The 3,293-nt window shown below is 60.6% G+C and carries 2 protein-coding genes; one reads left to right on the forward strand and one right to left on the reverse strand.

From position 1 onward, the window contains the following. A partial coding sequence (locus AC1DVH_RS28310; protein WP_477756572.1) for an MlaD family protein occupies positions 1 to 1,037 on the forward strand: 1,037 nt, incomplete at its 5' end. Positions 1,038 to 1,226: 189 nt separating this feature from the next. Here AC1DVH_RS28310 and AC1DVH_RS28315 read toward each other — a convergent pair. After that, positions 1,227 to 3,293 (reverse strand): coiled-coil domain-containing protein (locus AC1DVH_RS28315; protein ID WP_477756573.1); only part of this gene is annotated, 2,067 nt, incomplete at its 5' end.

Consider the following 3,293-nt stretch of genomic DNA (forward strand, 5'->3'; position numbering starts at 1 on the left):
GCTCCGTACAGAGCTATCAGTTCTCTCGCACCAAGAAACAACTGATCATTGGTGTGCACATCGAGAAGGAATACGAAGGTCTGGTCAACGCCTCGACGCGCTTCTGGAACGCCAGTGGCATCACCCTCACGGGCGGGCTGACCGGCGGGGTCCAGGTTAAAAGCGAGTCGTTGCAGAGCTTGATGGCCGGCGGCATTGCCTTCGAGACCCCGCAAGACAAAGCCCCATTGCAGAAGCGTATTCCACGTTTCCGTCTGTTCGCGAACCATGAAGATGCTACGCAGAAAGGCGAAGTCATCACGCTCAAGCTCGATCGCGCTGATGGCTTGCGTACCGGCACTCCGATTCGCTTCAAGGGCCTGGATGTCGGCAAGATCGAGGACGTTGACCTGAGTGACGACCTGCAATCGGTGCTGCTGACCGCACGGATTACCGAAGTGCCGGAGCGCATCGCCCGAGTCGGCAGTCAGTTCTGGGTGGTCAAGCCTGAGCTGGGCCTGATCAAGACGTCCAACCTCGAAACCCTGGTGACCGGGCAATACATCGAGGTGCAACCGGCACCGAAGAACCTGGGACCGCAGAAGAGCTTTGTCGCTTTGGCCGTCGCGCCCGAAACTGCCAAGCAGGAAGCGGGATTGAGTCTGGTGCTGAGCGCAGCCCGTCGCGGTTCGCTGAAGGCTGGTGTACCAGTGACGTATCGCGAAATCACAGTGGGCAAGGTGACGGGTTATGAACTGGGCCAGACCGCTGATCGTGTCCTGATCCATATCCTGATCGAGCCGAAGTACGCGCCACTGGTACGCAGCGGCACGCGGTTCTGGAACACCAGCGGTTTCGACTTCGATGTCGGCCTGTTCAAAGGCGCAACGGTGCGCACTGAATCCCTGGAGACGATGATTCAGGGCGGTGTCGCCTTTGCCACACCGGACGGTGAGCGCATGGGCGGCCCGGCGCAACCGGAGCAGACGTTCGCGCTGTTCGACAAGTTTGAAGAGGAATGGCTGGGTTGGGCGCCGAAGATATCGCTCGGCAAGTAACCTGTTGGCGGTAGTGCTGTCCCCATCGCGAGCAGGCTCGCTCCCACACTGGATTGTGTTCAACACCGATCTAATGTGGGAGCGAGCCTGCTCGCGATGGGGTTCAAGACTACTGAATAGTTTGAATGCCCACAAAAAAGGCCGCGATCCATTGGACCGCGGCCTTTTTCATTGCCTTCGATTCAAGCCTCAGACCGCATCCAGCTCCGGTTCATCCGCTTCTTCGTTGACCGTCGCCTTCACCTGATCATGACGACGGATGTACTTCCAGTCCGCCTCATCGATGTAGATGCCGGCCGGGCCGCTGCCGCCTTCCAGGTCGATGGCGACACTGGCGCAGACCTGCGGTTTCACGCTCGCCAGAATCGGCACGAAGCCCAGTTGCAGGCTGGTTTCCAGCAACGCGGCCTGGTTCTTCTCATCGATGTCCGCTGCCTCGTCGAGGTAGTACGGCAGGCGCACGCGACCGGCCTGGTCACGGTCCATCAAGTGCAGCAACAAGTACATGTTGGTCAGCGCCTTGATGGTCATGGTGGTGCCGTTGGAGGCGGCGCCGTCGATGTCGGTGTGGATCACCGGTTGACCGTTGACCTTGGTGATCTCGAACGCCAGTTCGAACAAGTCCTTGAGGCCGARCTGGTTGTGGTTCGCCGCCACCAGCCGCGCCAGGTATTCCTTGGCCTCTTCGTTCTTGTTGTCCTGTTCCGCACTCTGGCTCAGATCGAACACCGACAGGGTTTCGCCTTCCTCGTACTGGCCGGCGCTGTGGATGATCTGGTCGATGTGCTTGAGCGCTTCCTTGTTCGGCGCGAGCACGATACGGAAGCTTTGCAGGTTGGAGACCTGGCGTTTGTTGATCTCGCGGTTGAACAGTGCCAGCTGGTGTTCGAGGCTGTCGTAGTCGCTGCGGATGTTGCGCAGGGTCCGGGCGATGTCCGTCACGGCGGCACGACGAGCCTTGCCCAGGGTCAGGGCTTCATCGGCACGGTGCGCATAGGCGTTGATCAACAGTTGCAGGCGACGCTCCATATCGTCTTCGCTGTCAAACTTGGCCACACCCTTGAGGCGCACCTGAGCGTACAGCGCTTCGATCTGGCCGTCAGCCCGCAGCAGACCTTGCCAGCTGTCCTGATAGTCATTGAGCAGCGGCAGCAGGTTGTCCATGGAGTCGTCGATCGGGTCCATGAACGGTGTGCCGAACGGCAGGTCCGCTGGCAGCAACTGACGGCGGCGCAGAGCGTCGTCGAGGGTGCGTTGCTTGGCTTCCATGTCACCGATCTGCCGACCGACCAGTTGCAGCTTGGCCGACAGTTGCTGGACACGCTCGGTGAAGGCATCGCTGGAGCGCTTCAATTCGTCTTGCGCGGCTTCCATCTGCGCCAGTTGCTCAAGCTTGTCGCCTTCTTCGGCGCTCAGGGTTTGCGCGCGACGGAAATCTTCCAGGGCCTTCTGTGCATCCAGCACTTGCTGGTACAGCGCTTCGGTCTGGGTCTTGCTCGCGGCGCGGTCGGCGGCCACGGCTTGCTGGGTTTTCAGTTGCTTGAGTTCTTTTTCCAGGCGCTCTTTCTGATCGCGCAATGCCGCGCGGTCAGCCAGGGCCTGCAATGCCGGAGGTTCGATGTGCGAGATGTCGATGGACAGCCCCGGCACTTCGAAGCGTTCACCTTTGAAACCGTCGAGGATCAGCTCCACGGATTTGACCCACTCGCCGTCGTCGTCGAGGGTGATGCCGTGTTCACCCAGCGGCAGGCTGAACAGTGCGCTGTTGAACAGGCGCATCAGGCGCTCGACGTCTTGCTGCGAGAATTCTTCACGCAGACGGGCGTAGCTGTTGTTATCGGCGTGATCGAGTTGCTGCCTGACCGACTTCAGGCGTTTTTCCAGGTCGCGCAGGCGTTCGTCAAGGTCTTCGGCGCTGAACTGGCGGGATTGCGCCAATGCGCCGGCCAGTTCGTCGTGGGCGTCCTTGGCGGCCAGCAGTTGCTGTTCCAGCACCTTGACGTCATCGATCAGGGCAAAGCGATGCTTGAGCACCGACAGTTCGCCGAGCCAGCGCTGGATGCCGGTGATTTCCCGCTCCAGGCGCATCAGTTCCTGAGTGCCGCCGCGCTGGTCGTTTTGCAGGGCGTCCTGCTCATTGCGGTAGTGCTCGGCCTGAATGCTCAGCTCTTCCTTGCGCGCACTGGCGTAGTCCGACCAGGTGCCGAGCAGGGAGTCGAGCAACGGCGAGATCCGGTGCAGTTTGCCGCGCAGGAT

The sequence above is a fragment of the Pseudomonas sp. P4_C3 genome (genome assembly GCF_056402075.1).